17 protein-coding genes and 1 tRNA gene are annotated in these 17,629 nt (G+C 41.7%); 10 read left to right on the top strand and 8 right to left on the bottom strand.

What is annotated here, in order from left to right:
- Window positions 1-108 precede the first annotated feature (108 nt).
- The gene (gene surE / locus DBR32_RS08775) at window positions 109-891 is read left to right on the top strand and encodes a 5'/3'-nucleotidase SurE (protein ID WP_124635940.1); all 783 of its coding nucleotides are present in this window, start codon (window positions 109-111) and stop codon (window positions 889-891) included.
- Window positions 892-897: 6 nt separating this feature from the next.
- On the opposite strand, the gene DBR32_RS08770 is transcribed toward surE, so the two are convergent.
- Window positions 898-1,968 carry a winged helix DNA-binding domain-containing protein gene (locus tag DBR32_RS08770; protein ID WP_233559697.1) on the bottom strand — a complete coding sequence of 357 codons (1,071 nt, stop codon included), beginning with the start codon at window positions 1,966-1,968 and terminating at the stop codon, window positions 898-900.
- A gap of 126 nt (window positions 1,969-2,094) precedes the next feature.
- Window positions 2,095-3,288 carry a DUF2062 domain-containing protein gene (locus DBR32_RS08765; RefSeq protein ID WP_124635938.1) on the bottom strand — a complete coding sequence of 398 codons (1,194 nt, stop codon included), beginning with the start codon at window positions 3,286-3,288 and terminating at the stop codon, window positions 2,095-2,097.
- A 106-nt stretch (window positions 3,289-3,394) separates the two neighbouring features.
- Between DBR32_RS08765 and DBR32_RS08760 the strand changes: the two genes are divergently transcribed.
- A tRNA-Pro gene (locus tag DBR32_RS08760) sits at window positions 3,395-3,468 on the top strand.
- 1,065 nt (window positions 3,469-4,533) lie between these two features.
- Here the strand turns inward: DBR32_RS08760 and DBR32_RS08755 are convergent.
- Complete coding sequence (locus DBR32_RS08755) at window positions 4,534-5,643, bottom strand: T9SS type A sorting domain-containing protein (RefSeq protein ID WP_124635937.1); 1,110 nt, start codon at window positions 5,641-5,643, stop codon at window positions 4,534-4,536.
- A gap of 329 nt (window positions 5,644-5,972) precedes the next feature.
- On the opposite strand from DBR32_RS08755, the gene pepE reads away from it, so the two are divergent.
- Both pepE and uvrC read left to right on the top strand, forming a co-directional pair.
- Window positions 5,973-6,674 carry a dipeptidase PepE gene (gene pepE, locus DBR32_RS08750; protein ID WP_124635936.1) on the top strand — a complete coding sequence of 234 codons (702 nt, stop codon included), beginning with the start codon at window positions 5,973-5,975 and terminating at the stop codon, window positions 6,672-6,674.
- Between the two features lie 18 nt (window positions 6,675-6,692).
- Entirely contained in the window at window positions 6,693-8,510 is a 1,818-nt protein-coding gene (gene uvrC, locus DBR32_RS08745; RefSeq protein WP_124635935.1) for an excinuclease ABC subunit UvrC, read from the top strand.
- Window positions 8,511-8,611: 101 nt separating this feature from the next.
- Here uvrC and DBR32_RS08740 read toward each other — a convergent pair whose 3' ends face one another.
- Both DBR32_RS08740 and DBR32_RS08735 read right to left on the bottom strand, forming a co-directional pair.
- The gene (locus tag DBR32_RS08740) at window positions 8,612-9,040 is read right to left on the bottom strand and encodes a DUF4440 domain-containing protein (RefSeq protein WP_124635934.1); all 429 of its coding nucleotides are present in this window, start codon (window positions 9,038-9,040) and stop codon (window positions 8,612-8,614) included.
- Window positions 9,041-9,173: 133 nt separating this feature from the next.
- The gene (locus tag DBR32_RS08735; RefSeq protein WP_124635933.1) at window positions 9,174-10,307 is read right to left on the bottom strand and encodes a formimidoylglutamase; all 1,134 of its coding nucleotides are present in this window, start codon (window positions 10,305-10,307) and stop codon (window positions 9,174-9,176) included.
- A gap of 110 nt (window positions 10,308-10,417) precedes the next feature.
- Here DBR32_RS08735 and DBR32_RS08730 point away from each other — a divergent pair, with 110 nt between their 5' ends.
- From DBR32_RS08730 to DBR32_RS08720, 3 genes are all read left to right on the top strand, one after another.
- Window positions 10,418-11,128, top strand: coding sequence for a YebC/PmpR family DNA-binding transcriptional regulator (locus DBR32_RS08730; protein ID WP_124635932.1), 711 nt, complete (start codon window positions 10,418-10,420; stop codon window positions 11,126-11,128).
- A gap of 74 nt (window positions 11,129-11,202) precedes the next feature.
- On the top strand, window positions 11,203-11,622 hold the full coding sequence (locus DBR32_RS08725; protein ID WP_124635931.1) for a thioesterase family protein: 420 nt from the start codon (window positions 11,203-11,205) through the stop codon (window positions 11,620-11,622).
- Between the two features lie 74 nt (window positions 11,623-11,696).
- Window positions 11,697-13,193, top strand: coding sequence for a GH3 auxin-responsive promoter family protein (locus DBR32_RS08720; protein ID WP_124635930.1), 1,497 nt, complete (start codon window positions 11,697-11,699; stop codon window positions 13,191-13,193).
- A gap of 89 nt (window positions 13,194-13,282) precedes the next feature.
- Here DBR32_RS08720 and DBR32_RS08715 read toward each other — a convergent pair whose 3' ends face one another.
- Window positions 13,283-13,660, bottom strand: coding sequence for a helix-turn-helix domain-containing protein (locus DBR32_RS08715; protein WP_124635929.1), 378 nt, complete (start codon window positions 13,658-13,660; stop codon window positions 13,283-13,285).
- Window positions 13,661-13,816: 156 nt separating this feature from the next.
- Here DBR32_RS08715 and DBR32_RS08710 point away from each other — a divergent pair, with 156 nt between their 5' ends.
- From DBR32_RS08710 to DBR32_RS08700, 3 genes are all read left to right on the top strand, one after another.
- Entirely contained in the window at window positions 13,817-14,701 is an 885-nt protein-coding gene (locus DBR32_RS08710) for an NmrA family NAD(P)-binding protein (protein ID WP_124635928.1), read from the top strand.
- A gap of 14 nt (window positions 14,702-14,715) precedes the next feature.
- Window positions 14,716-15,348 (top strand): nitroreductase family protein, encoded by a 633-nt coding sequence (locus DBR32_RS08705; protein WP_124635927.1) that lies wholly within the window; start codon window positions 14,716-14,718, stop codon window positions 15,346-15,348.
- A 136-nt stretch (window positions 15,349-15,484) separates the two neighbouring features.
- Window positions 15,485-16,222, top strand: a complete 738-nt coding sequence (locus tag DBR32_RS08700; RefSeq protein WP_233559696.1) for a DsbA family oxidoreductase — start codon at window positions 15,485-15,487, stop codon at window positions 16,220-16,222.
- A gap of 81 nt (window positions 16,223-16,303) precedes the next feature.
- Here the strand turns inward: DBR32_RS08700 and DBR32_RS08695 are convergent, their stop codons facing one another.
- Window positions 16,304-16,627, bottom strand: coding sequence for a cytochrome c (locus DBR32_RS08695; protein WP_124635926.1), 324 nt, complete (start codon window positions 16,625-16,627; stop codon window positions 16,304-16,306).
- 55 nt (window positions 16,628-16,682) lie between these two features.
- Window positions 16,683-17,534 carry an N-acetylmuramoyl-L-alanine amidase gene (locus DBR32_RS08690; RefSeq protein WP_124635925.1) on the bottom strand — a complete coding sequence of 284 codons (852 nt, stop codon included), beginning with the start codon at window positions 17,532-17,534 and terminating at the stop codon, window positions 16,683-16,685.
- Window positions 17,535-17,629: the final 95 nt, after the last annotated feature.

Genomic DNA, 17,629 nt, shown 5'->3' with positions numbered 1-17,629 from the left:
ATGAGGATTTTAGAAATAAAAGAAATGTAAAATCATTTCGGGAAAAACATAATGGGCAAGGCTGGTAAAAAAGTAGTAAAATTGTACCCGAATTAGCAATTTAAAACCATGAGTTACAGACCCACTATACTGATCGTGAATGATGATGGCATTACCGCACCCGGCATTGCAAACCTGATAGATGCGGTGATTGACCTCGGAGAGATCATCGTTGTGGCTCCCGACAGCCCCCAATCAGGCATGGGTCATGCGGTAACGATTGGCAATACCTTACGCTTAGAACGGGTACACCTTTTTGATGAACTCGGCATTGAGTCTTACCAATGCAGCGGCACGCCGGTAGATTGTGTGAAAATGGCACAGGATGTGGTCTTGCACCGCAAACCGACTATATGTTTAAGCGGCATCAATCATGGTTCTAATGCCTCGATCAATGTGATCTACTCCGGAACAATGTCTGCCGCCATGGAAGCCGCTATCAACGGTATTCCCGCAGCTGGGTTTTCACTGATGGATTTTAAATGGGATGCTGATTTCAGCGTTGCCAAGAAAGTAGTACGTACCATAGCCGAGCAAATGCTGAGTAGTCGCTTACCCGAAAATTTCCTGGTCAATGTGAATATACCCAGAGTACCTGAAGCGGAGTTTAAAGGCATCAAAGTATGCCGCCAGGCCAGTGCACAGTGGAAAGAAAATTTTGAGAAAAGGCTGGATCCCCGCGGTAACGAATATTATTGGATGACCGGAAAATTCGTGAATAACGATATGGGTGATGATACGGATCTGGAAAGCCTGAAACAGGGTTACGCTTCTGTAGTACCGGTAAAATTTGACCTGACCGATGAGGTCGTCGGCAGTTGGATCAGAAGAAACTGGGAAGTCGAATCCTGAGTAAGATCAGGTGACTTGCAGCGGCAGATCATGGAAATGACCGAACTGTTCGATGGCCTGATCCAGTGCACGTTTTTGCACTCCAGATAAGGATTCAAAAATATTGATAGTCAGCTCAATATGCTTTGATTTAAATGCTCGCTTCCAGGTGCCGACGATCTGTCCACCGGCCACTACAATATTATCAAAGGTAAAAGAAGCTTTTTGCCCCGCTGTGTTTTTGGATTGAAGATAGGCCGACCGGTCTTTGTAACCAATAATATATTCATCATATATCGGTAAAAGTTGTACCGTGCGCGACGAAGGATTTTCCAGTGGCAATTCTCTGGCACAATAATAGGGAGTATCATTTATGATTTCTTTCCGAAGCAAATTTTCAACAAGCACTAGTCCTTTCCGGCAATCTGCAAGCGTCAATCCAGACCAGGTCGCAAAATCGGCCAAGGTGGCTGGTCCCCTGCTGAAGAAATATTGCCTGCTCAGGCGGGCAAGTGCCTCCTCCCGGTCCAGGCTTATTGCCCCCGGCGCTCTTTCGTCCAGAAGTGCATAAGTAAATTGCTTTCCTTTTCTTGCACCACTACAGATAATCCCTTCCAGCTCAGCATACATCATAAGAGCAGTTGACCGTCCTCCTTCTGATGGGATGCCATGTGCCGAAAGTTGTTCATTCAGTTTAGTGCGGGTTAGCTGCTGCCCTCCGGACAAAGCCTTTCCCATTATATCTATAGATTGATTAAAGATCGCCTGATCCAGGCCTGCCTGCCGGTAATGATAGGCATTGAGCGCATGTACTCTTGGCGCAGTCAGCTGCAACAGCCAGCGAATATCGTTTGCAGAAACCAGGTGCCAGGTGGGACGAAGGAGGTGGGTGCGCAATATGGTACCTTTCGTGAGTTCTGCTTCTATATCTTTCTCTTTGAGCTGTGGCAAACGCAGACCCAGCGCCCATTTAGCATGGGCATATTCCTGGCCCTGTATGGCGCCAAACCATTCCAGCATCTCGGTGACCGAAAAGATCGCTCCTCCGGTAATTTGCTGATTCACTAAACGATGTAGGGCAATATCCGACAATGTCATAGGCATTATTAATTAGGTATAGTGCATAATCTGTCTCCAGGAATACACCATTGGCTTAGCGCAGCATGCGGTCCTTCCTGAGCAGATCTTGTTTATGTAAAGATAATTAAAAGCGGTATAGGAATGTTAATGATGCTCCCGGCGTATTTCACGGAAACGGCGGAACAATAATAAAGAGATCAGATAGGCTACCGCACCTAACACAAGCGCCAATATTGTACCACCCAAAAAGAAAGCTACACCCGCTTCTTTAAATTGTGTGAGGCTCATATCCTGCAACTTAAAAGTCCAGTCTTCATAGCCTAATACCCATTTCCCGACCATAAGGCTTAAGGCCCACCAGACCGGCGTCAGCGGAAATACACTAATGTTGGCAGCGAGTATAAAGAGCCCTTTATTTAAGCGGAAAAAGATAGCCAAGGGGATACCGATTGCCAACTGGAAACCCCAGATCGGGACGATACCCATAAACACCCCAAAGCCGATGCTGGAGGCTTTCCGGGCATTCGACTCCTCCGGTTTCAATAATACGGATTGGTATAAGGCCTTCCAACCCTCTTTAGTGAATAATTTCTTGATAAAATTGCGTGGATGAATCCATAACAAAGCAATAAAAGTCAGGAAAGTATTCAGAATACTGATTCTTGTAAAATCTTTAAAAGGCCGGAAATGCGATATCCGCTCTGCCGCAGGCGGGTAATAAACCTGGATAGGAATATAACTAACCGGCACGCCTTTCCAGGCAATGCGCACGGGTGCTTCAATCTCCAGTTCATACTTACCCGAAAAATAACGCAGGGTACCCGCTTGGGCTAAAGGATACAAGCGATAGCCCGATTGGGTATCGGGTAAACGGATACCCGTTTCTACCCAAAACCAAAAATTTGAAAATTTATTTCCGAAGCTGCTTTTGGTCGGTACATGCTCCTGGTTAAGGTTACGTGCTCCGATAATAAGCCTGTTCGGTTGGGCCGCAATCGCATCCACAAATAAGGGTAAGTCTGCAGGATAATGCTGTCCGTCACTATCTATGGTAATGGCATAAGTATAGCCCAATGCCAAAGCCCTGCGAAAACCTAGCTTCAGGGCATTGCCCTTGCCTTGGTTCGGCGTATATGACAGCTGTTCCACTTGTGGATAGGCCGCTAAAATTTCAGCCGTATGGTCTGTCGATCCATCATTTACGACCAGTACATTGCCCGTATAGTGCAACACTTCCTCGATTACTTGCTTTAGGGTGCCTGCATTATTATAAGTAGGTATCAGCACGCAAATGCCCAGTTCTGTAAAGCGATGATCGGTTGTGTGTACGTGTTCCATGTATTGTGTGCAAAGATTATTTTTTTTAGGGATTGAAAAAAAGAAATTTTGATTATATTTGCCACCCTAAATATCCCTGAACAGCTGAAAGGCGTTCTTTTTTGCTCGAGACGTAGCGCAGCCCGGTAGCGCACTTGCATGGGGTGCAAGGGGTCGCTAGTTCGAATCTAGTCGTCTCGACAATATTTGCCCAATGTAGCACTTGTGATGTGCTTCCGAGTATATCGTTTTAAATGTAAGCTATAAATGCATACATTTTTCAACTTGGCTACGGAAAACAACAGGCAAATCCCAAAAGTTGTATCCTAACAACTTTAACCTTACTAAAGTATGGTACGTTGGTTTCCGGCGTACCATTTTCTAATTATACAACAGAAGCTTTTTCTAATCCGAATGTACATGTATACGGACCGTCCGGAAGGAAAAGCCGTATCTGTACGGAACATAGTCAAAATGGTTTTGGAATGCTATCCAAGTTCGCCACTTAATATGTAATTGCGGAATGCAACCTTTATACAGGACATTTTTAACTTCAATTAACCTTGTTCATACAGCCAATCGAAGTAGATTTGCGGCTCATAGTTAACAGTACAGTATGTAGGAAGCCCCTTTCCAGGGGCTTTATAATTACCATTTTAAATTTGTATGCCCCCCCAATATAAATTTAGTATTATCGTTGAACAGTACTTTAATTGAGCCCCTTTAGAGGGGCTTTTTTATTTTATACATATTGAGTATCCACTTTTAGGAGACAAATACTTTCTTTATTTTTTTGATTTGCCTTTATAGCGATTGCGACCTTTTGCTTGATGCAAAAGGTACCGCCAAAAAATCAAGACTATATTGATTATACAAACAGCCTCCTATTCTTTAGATGCGAACAATCCGTTAATACGCTTCAAATATTTTCACTATGCTATGAATTATTGATATTGTTGTATACCTTGAGCATAGTCACAAGCATTTGTCTATCCGGAACATGAAAATCATATTCTGTTCCTTAATAAGGGACTACTGTTACTATCCTTAAAAAATAGATTTTTTCTATTCAGGTGTGTCGCTTACTCCCCGCCATTATGATTTACATGGTAACAGGATATGCGCTATAAAATCAATGAAGTCCGATAAGAAGATCTTTTTATATACATGTTTTATTACAGTCCCTAAAAATGAAGCACAAAAAAGTGCCCCGTATAATTACGGGGCACTTTTTTGTGTAGCTACCTTATTTATTGATATTCAGTCTTATTGTTTAACTACACTGCGGATTAATTTCTGCCCGCCGCTTTCTATATATACATAGTAGGTCTGGCTAGGCAAATTGCTCAAATCAGCATTGAAAATACGTTTTTCATTTTTTTGCATTTCCCCTTTAAAAATCTCCCGCACGCGCTTTCCGGTTACATCAAATAACTGGATGTTTGTCATTCCTCCCTCATTGTAATTTAAAAATTCAATATTAAAAACATTGCCGGTAGGATTAGGATAAACATCAAACAGAATATTTTTGTTATCAATAGCTATTTGGGTTTTTGAACTTAAGGTTTGTAAATTTCCTGTATTATTGGGCAGGCCATCACCTTCAATTCTTACCGCAACCTCATCAAATGGTATGGAGGCCGGAATAGGAACATTTAAATTTATGCCACTAAAATCAACACTGATTTCGGTAGCGGTCTCACGGATCGTAAAGAATTGGCGTATATTTGGTGTATATAAATTACCACTAAAAACCACACCATTATCCGTTACCCGTATTTGTAACTGCCTTAATACTTCACTGGCATCCATAACGGTATCTTCGACCTGGATTGTTGTATCATCAGTAGGTCTCCAAACCGAAAAACTTGCTTTAGATTGCATTCCATACCCTTTTTGCAAAACCATATGTCCGGAAATGTTTAGCAGTTGTATCGTCCGGGTTGCATCAATAAATTCCGCATTGGCAATTGTAACCAAAGATTCTTCAATTTTGTCACTGGCAGCTGCTGCCTGACTTCCGTTTTGGTCGGGTAACATAAGTACGGAAAGGTCATCCATCAATTCTCCTCTGGAACAGATATTCCGGGTAATATAACCGTAGGTACCTAATGCCGGAGAACCCAAGCCACCCGGGCCGGCCCAGGCTTCCTGAAAACCACAGTTCTGACTACACTGTGGATGTAAATATTCTCTGTAGTTTCCATTACAGCTGGCATTCGACTGATAGCAGAGCGGCACCAGAATAGAAATACGCGCCACCGATTTGTACCGTTTTGTAAAAAAGTTACATTTGTTTCTTTTATCTGCGGTACCTCCGGCGAATAGTGTACCGGCAAAGCAAACAAGGAGCAATAGCGTAGCAATTTTTCTCATAAAAAATATTTTTTAAGTATACCGGAATTAATATACTTCTTACATCAAATGTAATTTTATAAATATATAAACAAGAAGGGATTTCCCACAAATGATAAATATTTTACTTCCTTTTGCATCCTTAAAATCCCTGTTCAATAGTTGAACCAAATCATGAATTAAGTGTAATAGACAAGCCCATAATTAATCCGTTTCCATTCGCCTATTTCTTCCTGCGCTGCATTTGTTATTCGGTAATGCAGCAAAGACAATCTGTTATTTCACAAATATTCTGCAAAGCCCTGTAAGACAAAACAGATTTTGTATTTTTGCGGTACATCTAACAAACAATGAAGAACATTATTCTGGCCAGTACTTCCACCCTATTCGGAGGCGAATATTTAGCCTATCTTAAAGAAGAAATCATCCGTTTATTCCGGGGCGTAGACGAAATTATATTTGTACCCTTTGCCCGTCCGGGCGGTATCTCCCATGAGGAATATACAGCTATAGCAAGCAATTACTTTGCCCAGATCAAAATAAAAGTAACCGGCTTACATACTTTTGAGGATAAAGCCAAAGCCATCAAAGAAGCCAAAGGTTTTTTCACCGGAGGCGGTAATACCTTTTTATTGGTCAAACAATTGCATGAGTTGGGTTTAATGTCGCTGCTTGCAGAAACCGTACAGAACGGCACGCCGTATTTGGGCAGCAGCGCGGGCAGTAATATCGGCGGGCTGAATATGCAGACCACCAATGATATGCCGATTGTTTACCCACCAAGTTTTGCGACGATGGGATTAGTTCCCTTCAACCTTAATCCGCATTATTTAGATCCCAATCCGGATTTGAAGCATAATGGCGAAACGCGGGAAACACGCATTAAGGAATTTCATACTCAAAATATAATCCCGGTAGTCGGATTAAGAGAAGGCAACTGGATCCGCGTGAGTGGCGATCAGATCACGACAGAAGGTTCCGAACAGACGCGTATTTTCGAGGCCGGAAAAGCGCCTTATGAAATCCCGGCAGGTAGTCCATTATCTTTTTAAGACTCGTTTGCTCATCACATGACTAAAGAACAGTTCCAGGGGGAGATCTCCCCTACTTTACCCCATTCTCCCGGCGTGTATCGTTATTACGATAGCGGCAGGAAACTCTTGTATGTAGGTAAGGCTAAAAACCTGAAAAAGCGGGTCAGTTCTTATTTTGTCAAAAAGATCGACAGTATTAAAACCAATACACTCGTCACCCAGATCGTGTTTGTTGAATGGACGGTGACTAATGATGAGCATGATGCTTTTTTATTGGAAAACTCACTGATCAAGCATTTTAAACCCCCTTATAATATCAGTCTTAAGGATGACAAGACCTATCCTTATATTACCATTAAAAATGAATCATTCCCCAGGGTATACCTTACCCGGAGATTTGTAAAGGATGGCTCTGAATACCTGGGGCCTTATACGGCTGTCAACCAGATCTATACCTTAATGGACCTGATGAAGCAGCATTTCCCTTTACGCACCTGCAACCTGAACCTGAGTATTGAAAACATCAACAAAGGAAAGTTTAAAAAATGCCTGGAATACCATCTTGGCAATTGTAAAGCGCCTTGCGAGGGCTTACAAACTTTAGAGGACTACCTGAATGATGTACAACAGGTAAAGCAAATCGTGAAAGGAAATATTAGTGGTGTGTTATCAAACCTTAAAATACAAATGCAGGAAGAGGCAGAACAACTTGCCTTTGAAAAAGCACAACATACCAAAGATACAATATCTGTTTTGCAGGGTTTCCATACCAAATCGGCGGTAGTGCATAATCGATTGGGCAACCTGGATGTTGCCAGCATCATCGATCAGGAAACCCTGGCTTTTGTCAACTATATGGTGGTGGTAGATGGGAGCATCGTACAAAGTAAGAGCCTGAAAATAGAGAAGAAACTGGAAGAAACGAAAGAAGACCTGATTGCGTATGCGATTGCATTTTTAAGGCCTAAATTTCAATCTCAGGCCAGAGAGATCATCTTACCTTTCGAGATCCAAACGGAAGAGTCTCATCTACAACAAACCATTCCTTTGGGGGGCGATAAGAAGAAACTACTCGATCTCAGTTATAAAAATGCGGAAGAATACATGCGGCAGTCGGAACTGAAAACCAAACTCCATTTGGATAAGGATGCGACAAAAGACATGAACGTCACTTTAGTAAAATTACAAAAAGACCTGAGGCTCAAAGAAGTACCGATACATATTGAATGTTTTGATAACTCCAATTTCCAGGGCAGTTTTCCAGTAGCAGCTATGGTTTGCTTTAAAGAGGGATTACCTTATAAAAAAGAGTACCGGCATTTTCACATCAAAACGGTAGAAGGCATTAATGACTTTGCTTCTATGACGGAGATTGTACACCGTCGCTATGCCCGCCTGCTCAAAGAAAATAAACCCTTACCACAACTGGTGATCATCGATGGCGGTAAAGGTCAGTTAAGCGCCGCGATGGAAAGTATTACTGCTTTAGGATTGCTTGGCAAAATGACGGTCGTGGGCCTGGCTAAGAGAGAGGAAAGTATTTTCTTCCCGGGAGATAGTGATCCCCTTCAACTGGAATATAACGGCAGCAGCTTATTACTCATCCGTCGTATCCGGGATGAGGTACACCGTTTTGGGATTACCTTTCATCGCGATATCCGCAGTAAAGGCACGATCAAAAATGAGTTGGAAGATATTCCGGGTATTGGTGCGCAGACGGCGATGACCTTATTGCAGCGATACCGTTCAGTATCCAAGATCAAGCAAATGACCCAAAGGGAACTAACCATGACGATCGGCGCTTCCAAAGCGAGGATTGTGTATGATTACTTTCATAAGGAAGGGGACGCATAATGCCTGTTTGTGCTTTCGAATGCCGCGAAGCGGAATGAAAAAACTAAAAATACTAAAGAGAATTCTCCTTCGTCGGCATGACGAATACGAAATTATATCTGCTAATTCGTATAATCCATTACGATCAGCCATTGCCCATCAATGAACTGGTATAGTAGATGAAAACGCCCTCCGACATCACCTTTTGCCCGCTTTAAAGCCCAGGCACCCAATACGAAATATTGGTTATCGGCAATGCGATGCAGACTCAGATCGGAGAAGGTCAGTACACCCATCGTAGCTTTATCGGGATAACTTTTCTGATAGTTATGCAACACATTATCCCAACCATAGGTCGTTTTATTTTTACTGATAAAAGCGACACTATCATTTCGCCAATACCCATTCATATATTGTGCAACATTACCGGCATTCCAGGCCTCTTGTTGCTGCAACAACATTGCTTTGATCTCTTTTTCATTTCCCTGAGCAAAAGAAGGAATATAACATAAGAGCAGGCATAAGCCGACAAGCAATTTAAATCGTTTCATAAAGCAAGTATATTTTCAATAAGTACTTTTATAAAAGTACAGCTTATGGCCAAAGAATACAAACCCACCGTACAGATAAATGCCTGATGAAACAAATAATCATCAGGCATTATTAATATTATGATTTGAATCCTTACAATAGTCTTTCCTGTTCACGCATCCAGCGTTCGGGAATCTCGTTGTTGACCGCATGCTGATAATCGTTGTAAGAGCAGGGAATATAAGATTGGTCTGGCATCTGCATCCACCAGCGGCCCGTCAGTTTACTTTTCAGGAAAACCGTATTGTTATCGGTAAAATGGATGTTGTACATTAGGAATTGATCTGTTTGCGACAAATCGGCTTCCAAGCTTCTTAACCTATAGCCGTCTACAAAATACCAAAGCATTTGCGCAATGAGTTTAGCGCCTTGCTGCTCACTGTCCTGTTCCGGGTTGTACCCGTAAATACCCAAAGAACGCATGTTTTTACTCATTCCGGCATACCGCATCAACTGGCACATTTCATCTCCGAAAAAGCCGTTAGGCGAGGCTTTCGGGTTAAAAGGTGCATCTGATCTTCTGATCGCATTAATGTCTATACTTAATAAACTGCAACTCCTCAATACCGGTTCCATCTCGTCCATATCCGCACGCACGGTACCCAATCTAAAAAAGTCGAACCGTAATTTATCCAGGGTTTCCAACATTTTAGGATTGGTATAATAGCTCTGAAAACCAATATGGCTGTAATTTCTGATATAATTGGGATGCGAAGTCAGCATCTCCATCAAAAAACTGGTATCGCTGCAGGCTTCTTCGTCTTCCAGATCAATGAGGCTGTCGATCACTGCCGCATCAACCGTTTCCTGATGTTGTTTGAAGATTTCATATTGCTGTAAGGTCAGGTCCTGAGATCCGCCTAAAAGAATCACTATTTTCCCTGCGGTATAGAGTGTATCCAACACAATTCTTAATGCCGCTTTTGTATCGGCAATCGAGGCACCTTCCACCAGATTACCCAGATCGGCAATCTCAATATTCGGATACCAATTATATAATTCATAAAAAGCGCTGCGAATCGCATTGGGGGCATCAGAATAAGAAGAAGCAAAAGTCCCCCCCCGGCGTTCTCCACAACCTAATAAGATAATATCTGCCTGTTCAAAATCAAAATTTCCATTGCGTAAAGCCGTGATGGTATTCGCCATTTGCAAAGGCTTGTACGCTCCGGAACGGATAAGGTCTTTAAAATGTAAATGACTTAAAAAGGATTCTAAATCGTGCATAATAATAGATGATTTGCGGGCGAAGTTAGCATTTTGGTTTGATTTGTTATTGTTTGAAAATACATTAATTTTGTGGCACAATATTTAAACCTAAATAACAATAAAATACTATGGGCCGTATATTTGAGGTACGTAAGTCGAAAATGTTTGCACGTTACGACAGAATGGCTAAACAGTTTACACGTATTGGAAAAGAGATTGCCATTGCCGTAAAAGTTGGGGGTTCTGAACCCGATACCAATCCTGCCTTACGCCGCATCATGCAGAATGCAAAATCGCTCAATATGCCAAAAGAGCGTATTGAAGGTGCGATTAAAAATGCAATGGGAAAAGACACCAGCAGTTTCGACGAAGTCTTATATGAAGGATATGGCCCGCATGGCATCGCTATTCTGGTAGAAACAGCAACCGACAATACCACCCGTACCGTTGCAAATGTCCGTACCCATTTCAATAAAGGGGGCGGCGCACTGGGCAACAGTGGTTCCGTTAGTTTTTTGTTTAACCACTTAGGGGTTTTCAAATTGAGCGCCCAAGGATTGAGTGCTGACGAACTGGAACTGGAACTGATCGACGCCGGCCTGGAAGAGTTAGGAGAAGATAGCGAAGGCAACATCATTGTACACTGTACCTTTACCGAATTCGGAAACATGCAAAAAGCATTGGAAGAAAGAAACATTACCCCGATCAGTTCTGAACTGGAGTGGATGCCTTTAAATACAATAGAACTAACAGAAGAACAAAGTGATGATATTTTTAAACTGATTGAGCGATTGGAGCAGGATGACGACGTACAGCGCGTTTTCCACAATATGGCTTAATTTTTTTCATTAACCGCATATACAACCCCTTTGGAAAACAAAACCATGGGGGTTTTATTTTTCTACACAAAACCATGTTTGTACACGAAACAAAAATAAGGGTTCGCTACGGAGAAACCGACCAGATGGGATACTTATACTATGGGTATTATGCGTTATATTATGAACAAGGCCGCGGAGATGCGATGCGCAGCCTTGGATTTACTTATAAAGAACTGGAAGAACAAGGTACCATTATGCCTGTAGCCTCCATGCACTGCGAATACCTGCGTCCGGCCCATTATGATGACCTGATTACTGTAAAAACGATACTCAAAGAATTGCCGGACGGCCATTTTACGACTTTCCATTCTGAACTGTATAATGAAGCGGGCAAACTCATCAACCGCGGATCCGTGACTTTAGCCTTTTTTGATCCCCTGGCTAAAAGGAAAACAAAATTGCCAGAAGTGTTGCGTAATGTCTTAGCTCCATATTTCAAAAATGAACCATAACTAGCTAATAATCAATAATAAATTGGCTTTTTCTTATATCTTGATTTCAGTAACTTCACTAAGATTATTCTGTTATGAAAATAAAATCATTTTTCGCGAAGCCATACGCTGCTATTATACATAAGAAGGTCCAAAAAGAGATGCGCACTGCCGTGTCCGATCAGCAAAGAATTTTTTCTGAACTCCTCAAAACCGGAACCAAAACGCAGTTTGGTACAGATCACCGGTTTAAAGACATACACCAATACGAAGAATACACACAGGCGCTGGGTATAAAAGATTATGACAGCATAAAAGGCTATCTGGAACAAATCAAGGAAGGCAAGGTCAATGTTTTATGGAAAGGAAAACCGCTCTATTTTGCCAAAACGTCCGGCACCACTAATCCAATTAAGTATATCCCGATCAGTAAAGAATCGATACACAACCAGGTCAATACGGCAAGGAATGTATTGCTCTGCTATATGGCCACTTCCAAAAATGCAGATTTTGCCAACGGAAATATGATTTTTCTGTCCGATGCTCCGACTTTAGAGCGCATTGCAGGCATTCCCACGGGCAGACTGAGTGGCATTATCAATCATCACGTGCCGGCTTACATGCGTAATAATCAATTTCCGAGTTATGAAACCAATTGCATTGAAGACTGGGAAGAAAAGCTAAAACGCATTGTAACCGAAACCGCTTCAAAGGATCTTGCCCTGATCAGCGGTATCCCTACCTGGATGCAAATGTATCTAGACTGGCTGCTGGAGCATACTGATAAAAGAAATATTAAAGAACTCTTCCCTAGCCTGCAGGTGCTGATACACAGTGGCGCTAATTTCAATATTTACAAGAATAAGCTAAAAAACAGTATTGGTTTTGATATCGATACCTTAGAGACCTACCCTACCTCTGAAGGCTTTTTTGCCTTTCAGGATAATGTGGACGCAGAAGGTATGTTGCTCAATACCAATTCCGGTATTTTTTATGAGTTTGTGCCCCTGGAAGAAATCCATAAAGAAAACCCTCAACGCCTGGCCTTACAGGATGTCTCTTTAGGTAAAAATTACGTCCTTCTGATCAGCAGCAATGCCGGGCTTTGGGCTTATAATATGGGCGATATTGTACAATTTGTCAGTATCGATCCCTATCGCATTGTGGTAAAAGGCCGTAGTAAAAATCATATTTCCATTTTTGGCGAACAGGTTATTGGAACCGATGTAGAATATGCAATGGTACATGCCGCAAGCCACCATCAGGTGCATGTAATTGATTTTGTTGTGGCTCCGCAATTAGAAATTAATGAAGGCAGCCCTTATTATGAGTGGCTGATTGCATTTGATGCCATTCCGGATAATTTGCCGGCTTTTGCTTCCACCTTGGACCATGCATTAAGAACACAGAATAAAGATTATAACAATCTGATTTTAAGCAATAAAATACAGCCTTCTAAAGTTAAATGCCTGCAACAAAACAGTTTTAAACAATATATGAAGTCGGTCGGAAAACTGGGCGGGCAACACAAAATACCCAGGCTGAATAATGACTATGCCCTTGCCGGTGAGCTGCACAAGTTCACCTTGTAAAGCCCTCTAATTAGAAAGCAATTATCTCTTTTAATACTACTTTTAGATTTTCCACGCTGCTCGCCTGCATTGGAAAGCAGAAGCATTTGCTATACCAATTGTTTATTATAGGCTGCTCTCGAAGCCTGTATATCAGACATATGCTCCTTAGACCAAGCCACTAAGTTATGAATATGGGGAATCAGGCTCTTACCCCGTTCTGTAAGCGCATACTCGACTCTGGGTGGAATCTGCGGAAACATTGTTCGTTTAACCAAGCCATCAGCTTCCAGTGTCTTCAGCGTCACGGTCAGCATTTTTTGGGAAATAATGTCTATACCTTTATGTAATTCATTAAAACGCATCTGCGGCACGGTATCCAAAGCAATTAAAATCAACACCGACCACTTATCTCCAAAGCGATCAAACACATTCCGAACCGGACAATCTTCATGAATTGGAAATTTCTCTACTTTATTTTTAATCATAACTAATTGATTTTCAATGTTAGTTTCCTTTAGGTAAGTATAAAACATTCAGGTACCTTCTTGTTTTAATATAACTTACTTTATACCTTTGACTTACCAAAAGTAAGTAAATATATCTTTTTAATCAATAAAAATTTAAAAAACACAGAGAATAAGATGCGTAAAATACTGATAACAGGTGCAACAGGTGGACTGGGTGGTGCCGTAGTAAACTTTCTAAAATCACAGGTGCCGGTTTCGGACATTGCCATTCTGGCAAGAAATGCCGAAAGTGAACAAGTAAAAGCCTATCAAAACGAAGGTATAGGCGTAAAAATAGGAACTTATGATGATAAGAATAGCCTGATTAAAGCATTCACAGGCATAGACATCCTGTATTTCGTATCGGGAAACGATATCGATGCCCGTATGGCGCAACATGAGCAGGTGGTGTCGGCAGCCAAAGAAGCCGGTGTAAAACATATATTATACACCAGTACTGTCCGTAAAAATGAATCTGCAGCGGCGCCCTTATACCCGGTTGTATCGACGCACGTCCAAACAGAAGAATGGATCAAAGCTTCGGGAATGACCTATACTATATTAAGGCATAATTTGTATGCAGAGGTTATCTTAATGTTTTTAGGGGATCAATTGCTGCAAACAAAATCAATATTCCTTCCTACAGGAGATGGGAAAACATCTTTTGTGGTACGGGAAGATTTTGCACAAGCTGAAGCAAATATAATTGCGCAGGCTGCTCAGCACGAAAATAAAATTTACGAGTTGAATGGAACGGAACAATTAAGCTTTGCAGAAATTGGAACGATAATTGCAGGAGCTAGCGGAACGGAGCTTCAATATACCTCCCCGGATGTTACAACGTTTACCGACGCTTTATCTGCTGCCGGTTTACCAAGTGTGGTCATCGATACTTTATCGCAGTTTAGCCAGGCGATTGCTGCGGGGGAGTTTGACACGGTTACTGACGATTTAGCGCGGCTTTTGGGCAAAGCGCCACAATCTGTCAGCGAATTTTTAAAAAATGTATACTCAAAATAAAAAATAAAAACACAATGCAATTATTAGATGCTTTAAACTGGCGCTATGCCACTAAAAAAATGAATGGCGAAACAGTGCCACAAGAATTAGTAGACCAAATTATCGAAGCGGCTTACCTCGCGCCTACTTCTTCGGGCTTACAACCTTTTCGCGTTTTTGCCATTTCTAATGCGGCCTTAAAAGAGCAAATCAAACCAATCGCCTTTAACCAAGGACAGATTACCGATGCTTCTCATATCCTGGTATTTGCTGCCTGGGATAATTATACAGAGGACAGGATTAATACGATCTTCAATCATACCACTACGCAAAGGGGCTTACCTGCTGAGGCGATGAATGATTATAAAAATATGTTGATCGCGACGTACATACCTCGCCCGGAAAACCAGAATTTTGAACATGCGGCCCGTCAATCCTATATCGGATTTGGTATGGCCATTGCCGCTGCCGCCGAGTTGAAAGTTGATGCTACGCCTATGGAAGGTTTTAACGGACCTGAATTGGATGCTTTATTGGGCTTAACGGAGAAAGGCTTAAAAAGCACAACGATCCTTACTTTGGGCTACAGAGATACCCCTAACGACTGGTTGGTAAATCTTAAAAAAGTACGTACGCCGAAAGAAGAATTTGTAACAATCATTGATTAATCTTCAAAGATCAAAAATGCTAAAGGATTCTTCGCCATAATAAATAATGGGCCGGGAATCCTTTAGTGTATATTGTATATGCTTCCGGATATTGGATATATAAACAATATGATTAAGGGAGCAAAAAATAGAAACAATGGAACTTAATAATGAAAAGAAAATGGTGGTAGAGGTATGGAGCGATGTGATGTGCCCCTTCTGCTATATCGGCAAACGGAATTATGAACAAGCCCTGACGCAATTTGAAGGTAAGGACAATATAGAAATCGTTTGGAAAAGTTTTCAGTTAGATCCTACCATTGAGGAGGATGCCGGCGCACACGAAAACATATACCAATACTTGGCCACGCGTAAGGGAATCAGCTATGAACAATCAGCAGAAATGCATCAGCATGTGATTCAGCTGGCACAACAAGCAGGCTTGACATACGATTTTGAAAAGGCAGTGATGACGAATTCATTTAAAGCCCATCGCTTGATTCAGCTGGCCAAGACCAAAGGGCTCGGCGACGCGGCAGAGGAACAAATCTTCCGTGCTTATTTTACTGAAGGTAAGAATGTATCTGATGTACCGACGCTGGAGGGCATAGCGCAAGCTATAGGTTTGCCTGAAGAAGCCGTTACGGAAGCCCTTACAAATGAGGACTATGCACGTAAAGTATCGGAAGATATCGAGCAGGCACAACAAATTGGGGTGAATGGTGTTCCTTTCTTTGTGTTTGATCGTAAATACGCGGTTTCGGGCGCACAGGCTCCTGAAGCTTTTCTACAAACACTGGAAAAATCATTTACGGAATGGCGGAGTAATCATCCGGTACTTTCAATTGAGGTAACTGAAGGTCCTTCTTGCACACCTGAGGGAACTTGTGATTAAGACCTAAATAAAAAATAAACATAAAAAAACCGGGGTAAGCAATTTACCCCGGTTTTTTTACGATAATGAATTATCTGATATTTAGTTTTGCGCGGCATTGGCCAGCACATAAGCGCGGATCAATGTTCCGTCTGTTGTAGAAACATCAGTTTTAGGAATCATTCTATTGAGTATCTGGTTCCATTTTGCATCATTAAATGTTTCTACCTTATATAATTTATGGCAGGTGCCACAATGTGCAGCATATAGAGCTTGTCCTGAAGCTAATTGCGCTATGGTATATTGTTCTTGTGCTATTGCCTTAGTCATTTGCGGCGCGGCACTCGGTTGGCTTGCTTTTTTCGGAGAACAGTTGATCATGGTTACCACAATACCCATTCCTAAAATAATAGCTAGTTTCTTCATGTTTTTTTACTAATTTATGACACTAAAGTAGGCGCATTTTTGTTAATAAAAAAAATTATTTCTTTTTTTCTACTTCCAGTTTATAATCCTTAATCGCGTCGGCAATTGATTGTGCCAAAGCCATTTGTCCTGCGGCAGAATTCAGGTAGGCTTCTTCATCTGTATTGTTGATAAAACCTACTTCAATCAGCACACCCGGCATTACGCTTCCCGCCAGAACTTCCAGTGATTTTTGCTTTACGCCAAAGTTGCCCCGGCCGGCCTTTGCAAAGTTTTGCTGTACCTTACTGCCCAGGGTTACACTTCTACCCAAAAAGGCCTGAGAGTACTGTGCAATAATAATGGCGGTTGTAGGATCGCTTTCATCGAGTAAGCCCGGTTCATCAGCTACGGTTTCACTATATTCTCCTATCGCTTTTTCTTTTTGAGAGTTTCTGGTCAAACCCAGCACATACGTTTCTGTTCCTGCAACACTTGTTGCCCTGTTTACGATTGTTTTATATACTGGTACCTGAACATATTTCCTACCTTTTTTTACTTTTTTAGTCCCCGCCGATACCCGCGTACGTGTACCCGCTGTAGCATTGACGTGAATTGATACAAACAAATCAGCATTTGCCTTATTGGCAATTTCATGACGTTGTTTTAATTCAACAAAAAAATCGTTGTCCCGGGTCAGTATGGTTTTCAATTGCGGCACTTCACGATTCAGGATATCCCTGACTTTTAAAGTAATGGCCAGGGCAATATCTTTTTCTTTTGAAAAAGTACCAATGGCTCCCGGATCTTTTCCACCATGGCCGGCATCAAGCACGACCTTCGCAACGATCTTTTGTGCAAATAAAAAATTACTGATCCCTAAGGTAAATATTAAAAATAGCGCGGCTATACTTTTCATTTTGTCCATAACGTTATCTAACGAAATACTGATACTCCTTATTGTTTTAAGCCCTATATTCCATACACTTCTTATAAGACTGCAAATATAATAGAAGGTTAAGG

Origin of the sequence: Taibaiella sp. KBW10, assembly GCF_003852495.1 — a bacterium.
GTDB lineage: Bacteria > Bacteroidota > Bacteroidia > Chitinophagales > Chitinophagaceae > Edaphocola.
This window is presented reverse-complemented; position numbering and strand designations above follow the sequence as displayed.